7 protein-coding genes are annotated in these 6,907 nt (G+C 37.3%); 2 read left to right on the top strand and 5 right to left on the bottom strand.

Annotated elements, in window-relative coordinates:
* Positions 1-251: 251 nt before the first annotated feature.
* The 3 genes from PaeCFBP13512_RS23620 to zwf all read right to left on the bottom strand — a co-directional run bounded on the left by PaeCFBP13512_RS23620 (position 252) and on the right by zwf (position 3,230).
* Entirely contained in the window at positions 252-380 is a 129-nt protein-coding gene (locus PaeCFBP13512_RS23620) for a hypothetical protein (RefSeq protein ID WP_275094503.1), read from the bottom strand.
* 290 nt (positions 381-670) lie between these two features.
* Positions 671-1,567: a phosphogluconate dehydrogenase (NAD(+)-dependent, decarboxylating) gene (gene gnd / locus PaeCFBP13512_RS22980; RefSeq protein WP_069329580.1), complete on the bottom strand. Its 897-nt coding sequence runs from the start codon at positions 1,565-1,567 to the stop codon at positions 671-673.
* Positions 1,568-1,733: 166 nt separating this feature from the next.
* Positions 1,734-3,230 (bottom strand): glucose-6-phosphate dehydrogenase, encoded by a 1,497-nt coding sequence (gene zwf, locus PaeCFBP13512_RS22975; protein ID WP_137226316.1) that lies wholly within the window; start codon positions 3,228-3,230, stop codon positions 1,734-1,736.
* Between the two features lie 448 nt (positions 3,231-3,678).
* Between zwf and PaeCFBP13512_RS22970 the strand changes: the two genes are divergently transcribed.
* On the top strand, positions 3,679-4,164 hold the full coding sequence (locus tag PaeCFBP13512_RS22970; RefSeq protein ID WP_137226314.1) for a MarR family winged helix-turn-helix transcriptional regulator: 486 nt from the start codon (positions 3,679-3,681) through the stop codon (positions 4,162-4,164).
* A gap of 81 nt (positions 4,165-4,245) precedes the next feature.
* On the opposite strand, the gene PaeCFBP13512_RS22965 is transcribed toward PaeCFBP13512_RS22970, so the two are convergent.
* Entirely contained in the window at positions 4,246-4,851 is a 606-nt protein-coding gene (locus PaeCFBP13512_RS22965) for a TetR/AcrR family transcriptional regulator (protein ID WP_137226312.1), read from the bottom strand.
* 212 nt (positions 4,852-5,063) lie between these two features.
* Between PaeCFBP13512_RS22965 and PaeCFBP13512_RS22960 the strand changes: the two genes are divergently transcribed.
* Positions 5,064-6,365 (top strand): aldehyde dehydrogenase, encoded by a 1,302-nt coding sequence (locus PaeCFBP13512_RS22960; RefSeq protein WP_069329583.1) that lies wholly within the window; start codon positions 5,064-5,066, stop codon positions 6,363-6,365.
* Positions 6,366-6,485: 120 nt separating this feature from the next.
* Here PaeCFBP13512_RS22960 and PaeCFBP13512_RS23315 read toward each other — a convergent pair.
* Positions 6,486-6,907: hypothetical protein (locus tag PaeCFBP13512_RS23315; protein WP_161594352.1), on the bottom strand; the 422-nt coding region annotated here is incomplete at its 5' end.

Raw genomic sequence — 6,907 nt, 5'->3', positions numbered from 1 at the left:
TAATAATTTAATATAGATTTATTATATTATCTTTATTACGTATCCTCTATCCATATTTATCATTATTAAAATTTATGGTTATATCAGATGATTACGTTTCATTTTATTGTCCTTTTGTGTATACTAAGAATATAAAGAAAGCCTACAGTGGTGGTACACTGTAGGCTGGATCGACAAGAACAGGCAGCAAGTAAGACGACGCTACACTGTCAAATAGCATAAGAAAAACCGCCGAATAAGACTTCTACCTCTTAGTCCCGGCGGTTTTTCTTTTGTTTTGCTTTTTTCCAGATTGCGATAACTTTGTTCAATCCAACGATTAAGCTGGTTAACTTGATACCTGCATCTAAAAGAATAAGCAATAACTCCAAGTATGACATGGCTTCACCCCCTTTCGGGTTGCGTCGCCATATCATTCACCACAGGCACTTTGTCTTTCCTATCTTATTGTAGCATAATCAACGATCAAAAATAACTTAAATACGTTAAATCGAATTTATAGATTGAGATATAAAAAAAGCGACTCTATTTTAAAATAGAGTCGCTTTTCTCATTCAACCAGAAGAAGTCGCGCTTTGACTGCCAAGCGCTGATGTAAGATATTTTGCTTCGCAAAAATCACTTTTCTATTCAACTAGAAGAAGTCGCGCTTTGACTGCCAAGCGCTTAATTATTGTTTTTTCTCTACAGCGTGTCCGCCAAATTCGTTACGTAGTGCTGCTACAACTTTACCTGTAAATGTATCGTTGTCTAGAGAACGGTAACGCATCAATAGAGACAATGCGATAACTGGAGTTGCCATTTGTAGATCCATTGCTTCTTCAACAGTCCATTTACCTTCACCTGAAGAATGCATGATTCCTTGAATTTCTTCCAAGTTACCATCTTTTGCAAATGCGTTTTCTGTCAATTCCATTAACCATGAGCGAATAACAGAACCGTTGTTCCATACGCGTGCTACTTTTTCATAGTTGAAATCGTAAGGGCTTTTCTCTAATACTTCAAATCCTTCACCGATTGCAGCCATCATACCGTATTCGATACCGTTATGAACCATTTTCAAGTAATGACCGCTACCTGATTCGCCTGCATACAAGAAGCCATTTTCAACCGAAGTATCACGGAATACCGGTTCAACCACGTCCCAAGCTTCTTTGTCGCCACCAACCATATAACAAGCACCGTTACGAGCACCACTCATACCGCCTGAAGTTCCTGCATCCATGTAACGAATCCCTTTTAATTTCAATTCGTTATAACGACGAATCGATTCTTTGTAGTGAGAGTTACCTGCTTCGATCACGATATCATTTTCGTTAAGCAATGGAGCGATCTCGCCCAATACAGAATCAACAACACCATGAGGAACCATAATCCATAGGATACGTGGAGATTCTAAGTTAGATACTACTTCTGCTAATGTATATGCAGGTGTTGCACCAAGATCAGCGATTTCTTTAACTGCTTCTTTGTTTAAGTCAAACGCAACAACCTCGTGGTTGTGATCCATCAAGTTTTGTCCAAGGTTCATACCCATTTTTCCTAATCCAACTAATCCGATTTTCATTGTGTAACCCTCCGTGTCTTTTTTGTAAAAGTAGTTGTTACTCACTATCCATAAGTCTTTTCTCTCTTATCTATATCTACAAAGCCAAATCTTGGCTTTAGATAACATGTAGAATACGCTCTGTAAAAACATAGCACAGAGCGTATTACCCAACTTATAATACCTGTTAAACGACTGCTACTGGAGTAGAAGCTTGTACAGGTTGATCTTTTAACCATTGGAATCCTTCAACAGCAAGCAATTCATTGGAAGCTTCTGGGCCATACGTACCTGCTGCATAATGATGGATTGGCAGATCGTTATCAGCAAATGCTTCTAAGATCGGCTGTACCCACTGCCATGACAATTCAACTTCATCCCAGTGTGCAAAGAATGTAGCATCTCCACGTAGTGCATCATTGATCAGCAATTCATAAGCTTCTGGCTCATTATCTGAGCCCACTTTGAATTCAGCAGTCATAGGCTCAAGGCGACCTGTGATGACATTTTTATGATTTAATTGTAGTGTGATTTTTTGATCTGGATTAATGCTGATTACCAACATATTCGGTTGAGCATCACAAGCTACACAGATATCTTCATTTTTCATTACATCTTTAAATTCAATCACAATACGAGTTGATTTCTCTTTCATACGTTTACCGGTACGAATATAGAAAGGAACACCTTGCCAAGAGAAATCGTCTACCCATACACGAGCAGCAATAAATGTATCTGTTACTGAACCTGGAGTGATGCCTGGCTCATCTTGATAAGAAGCTAATGCTTTACCATTGCTTTCACCCGCACTATATTGAGCACGCACGATATGTTTGTGCGCATCTTCTTTAGAAATAGAACGTAAAGATTCAGCAATGTGTTTTTTGTGAGAGCGTACATCGTCTACGGTGTGACCAGCAGGCAATGTCATAGCTGTCATCATCAACACTTGCAACATATGGTTTTGCATCATATCACGAATAGCACCCGTATGATCATAATAGCCTGCACGTTCTTCAACACCAACTGTTTCTGCTGCTGTGATCTGTACATTAGCAATATGACGGTTGTTCCAAAGAGCTTGGATCGCCGGGTTCGTAGAAGCTAAAGATTCCAAGTTTTGCACCATTGGTTTACCCAAGTAGTGATCAATACGGAAAATTTCTTCTTCTGCAAACGTTTTGCTTAACTGTTCATTCAATTGACGAGCAGAAGCTAGATCATGTCCAAATGGTTTTTCAATAATCAGACGTTTCCAGCCTGTTGTTGTTCCAAGTCCACTATCTTTAATGTTTGTAGCGATCACTTCAAAGAATTCAGGAGCTACAGACATATAGAACATGCGATTTTGAGGAATATTTAATTCGGTTTCACGAGCTTCAACGATTTTGAGCAGTTCTTGATAACCTGCTGTATCATCAACATTTAAGATATGGTAACGAATCGAGCGAAGAAAAGCATCTACCGATTCGCGATTTTCTGGTTTGTTACGTGAGAATTCTTCTAACGCCTGTTCTACGTAAGTTTGGAATGTAGCATCATTGAACGATTTTCTTCCTAAACCAATAATTGAAAAAGCTTCAGGCATTTTGCTATCTACAAACAAGTTATACAAAGCAGGGAAAATTTTACGTTTTGCTAAATCCCCTGTTGAGCCGAACAATACAAAAGTCATTGCTTCCATTCGTTTCTCCTCCAAAGTACCCTACTCCAACACATTTTCTATTCTATCGTGCGGGTATATTTGATCTAATTAAAATATGGTCATTTTACACTTGCCGAAAAGATACGGTTGATATAGCAACTATATCGCCAAAAATAAACGAGCATTTTTTATTATGTACGACTTTACATAAAGGAAGTCGTCGCATATCCAAATCTCGCTTTAAAGTCAATCCGTCGTTGTGTCTCTTTTGTGACAGACACTGTTTACAAAATCCACAATAGACCTTGTGTCGAACAATGTCAAGGACAAAAATGAAAGTTTCAGAATGAACATTACTTATTCCGTCAATTTATTATCGGTATTTTGATACTACTTGTGAATAGCTTCGTTGACAATAACGGTTACAAGTGATAGTCTATTTTTGCACAAAAGGTTGCTATAACAACTAAAACAGTAGGTGAATGCTATGCCTTATGACGTAGAAAAGAGTTATACCGTGTTGATTCGCGATGTTCATTTAGCAATCTCCGGTCATATCAAAAATAAATTAGCTCCTTTTAACCTCGCACCTGAACAAAATTTCATTATGATGCTGTTATGGAAAAAAGACGGCATTACACAAAATGAAATTGGCGAGCGATTAGGGAAAGACAAAACAAACATTACACGTATGATTTCTAATTTGGAAAACAAAGGCTTTGTCCGTAAAATCACATGTACTGATGATCGACGTTGCTTCAAAATCTATCTTACCCCTGCAGGCGCACAACTTGAAAATGAAGTCTGCCCTGTGATGGAAGAAATCGGTCAGGAACTGGTGGATGGAATTTCGGCAGAAGAACTTGTCTTGTTGCGCCAGCTTCTTACCAAAGTCCGTGATAACGCCAGCACAACCGCTCCTTCTCTTTGTCCAATTATCGCTTCAGAATCCGTACCTATCACTAATCAGTAATTAATCTTTCTAGTTTGTATAGATATCAGGTAAATCCTCTTTAGATTTAAAGAAGCGGGATTTGCCTTTTTGGCATGTCTGTTACTCTTTATCTTCCGCATACATCCGAATAATCTGAATCGGCCCACGTGAATTCAGTTGGATCATCTGTTCTGTCATTTTCTCAGGCGTATAGGGCATATCGTTATCTAACCACCAATAAATAACGCCTACATAAGCAGAACCAATATAACTAGCGATCACATCTTTATGGACAAATAACTTATCATCATCAAACCGCGAAAACTTTTCCTCATAAAAAGTAGTAATATACTCCTTCATGTATTCAATGAAATTAATACTGGCTTTGCGTTCAAACATCACCCGAAAAAATTCTTTGTACTTGATCACATACTCAAAAATCCTTTTCGCAATATAGCGTTGCAGATCATCAATCGAAGGATTAACAACCGATGCTTCTTTGGCATCTCCAAATAATTCGCCCAAAATCTCATCGGTGGTTGTATATAATAAATGATCTTTTGTTTCATAATGTAGGTAAAATGTTTTACGGTTTAAGGTGGCAAGGTCGGTGATGTCCTGAATTGTAATCTGTGCATACGGTTTGCGATCCATCAAATCGATCAGTGCATCTCGTAATAAATGGCGTGTACGTTGCACACGAGGATCTACCTTTTTGTCTGGCAACCGAATTCCTCCTTCTATTTTGTTTCATGTTATATACCCACTTTATACACAGTTGTCGCTTTTGCCACACCTTAATACTGTTTGGTTATTGTAACTATACGATCAATAGCGTATAATTCAATTTATCACAATTTAATATGAAAATTTATTCATATCAATTAACCGAATGGATTTACAAATCATAAAAACTAAATTCAAAGGGAGTTTTAAATATGACAACAGCACATGAGTTGGTTCAACAACAACGACAATTTTTTAATACAGGTAACACCAAAGACGTAACATTCCGTATCCAAGCATTGAATCGCCTCAAAAAAGCAATCGAGAAATTCCATCAACCGATTTTGGATGCTTTGAAAAGCGACTTGAACAAATCAGAGCCTGAAGCTTTCGGTTCTGAGATTCGTATCGTTTTAGGCGAAATTGACTTTACACTAGAACATTTAGAACAATGGGCAGCACCACGTGAAGTACCTACTGCTTCTACGTTGCCAGATTCGACTAGCTTTATTCATCCCGAACCTTATGGTGTAGCTTTGATTATCGCACCTTGGAACTATCCTTTCCAATTAGCATTCGGCCCGTTGATCGGTGCAATGGCAGCTGGAAATAGTGCAGTGATCAAACCTTCTGAATTAACACCTGCGGTATCTAAAGTGACTGCTGAACTGATTGCAGATACATTCCCTAGTGAGTATATCGCTGTTATGGAAGGCGAAGTAGAGACCAGTACAGCATTGCTTAAAGAAAAATTCGATTATATCTTCTTCACAGGTAGCACAGGTGTAGGTAAAGTTGTTATGAGAGCAGCAGCAGAACATTTGACTCCAGTGACATTGGAATTAGGCGGTAAAAGCCCAAGTATCGTTCACAAAGATGCGAACTTACAAGTGGCAGCGCAACGCTTAGCTCGTGGTAAATTCTTGAATGCTGGACAAACATGCGTAGCTCCTGATTATCTATTGGTGCACGAAGATGTACGTGAAGAATTTATTTCTTTATTACAAGCTGAAATCAATGATAAATATACAGAGAATGCGACTCAAAATCCAAACTTCCCACACATCGTGAATCAACGTAACTTTGATCGATTAGCAAAATTTTTGGAAGATGGCGAATTCTTAATCGGTGGACGTTCGATTCGTGAGCAATTGGTTATTGAACCTACACTACTTGGTAATGTCGATTGGACTTCACCGGTGATGCAAGAAGAAATCTTCGGACCGATCTTGCCAGTGATCGAATATAACGACCTTAATCCTATTCTAGACGAAATTGTACAACGTCCAAAACCATTGGCTCTATACTTGTTCACCAACGATGAAGAAGTACAAGACCAAGTATTCAACACTGTTTCTTTCGGTGGCGGTTGTGTTAACGAAACACTATCTCATATGACTTCACACTACCTACCTTTCGGCGGTGTTGGTGATAGCGGTATGGGTTCATATCATGGACAACAAAGCTTCGAACTATTCTCTCATCACAAAAGCATCCTAAAACGTAATTCATAAGAGAACAATTTTAAAAATAATTTAATAGTTACTATATACTGAACTATAATAATTTTTTTAGAAATCAAATCTACTATAGGAATAAATAAAAACCCCTGTGCAATTGCATAAGGGTTTTATTTATTCTAAAATCGTTAATTCATATATTTCAGATAAATGATTATTTAATTGTCTTTTCCATAATTCAACTTTCTGACCTACAGATATATTAGATAAGGTTATTTCTTCTCGAACTTTTGTATAGCCTAATGTTTTATCATTTTGAGCATAATTATCTATAATTTTATAAAACTTTGAGTTTTTAGAAACAGAGTGCATTGTTTTATTATCTAATGTGATTTCGTATAAAACAACTTCTCCATCAATCCTAGTATTTTTTTCTTCAATTTTAGTAATATTACCTAAATAATATTGCTGTTGAGTATCAGGCTTATTCCACCTATCAATAGCACAACTTTTTAAAAAATAAAATACCACTGCAAGTATAACTATTAAAAGAATAATTATGAATAATAACAAGTTTGATCTTTTTTTATTTAAAA

It is taken from the genome of Paenibacillus sp. CFBP13512, assembly GCF_005233705.1.
Lineage (GTDB): Bacteria > Bacillota > Bacilli > Paenibacillales > Paenibacillaceae > Saccharibacillus > Saccharibacillus nuruki.
The sequence above is the reverse complement of the archived record's forward strand: the minus strand, read 5'-3'. Positions and strand labels throughout refer to the sequence as shown.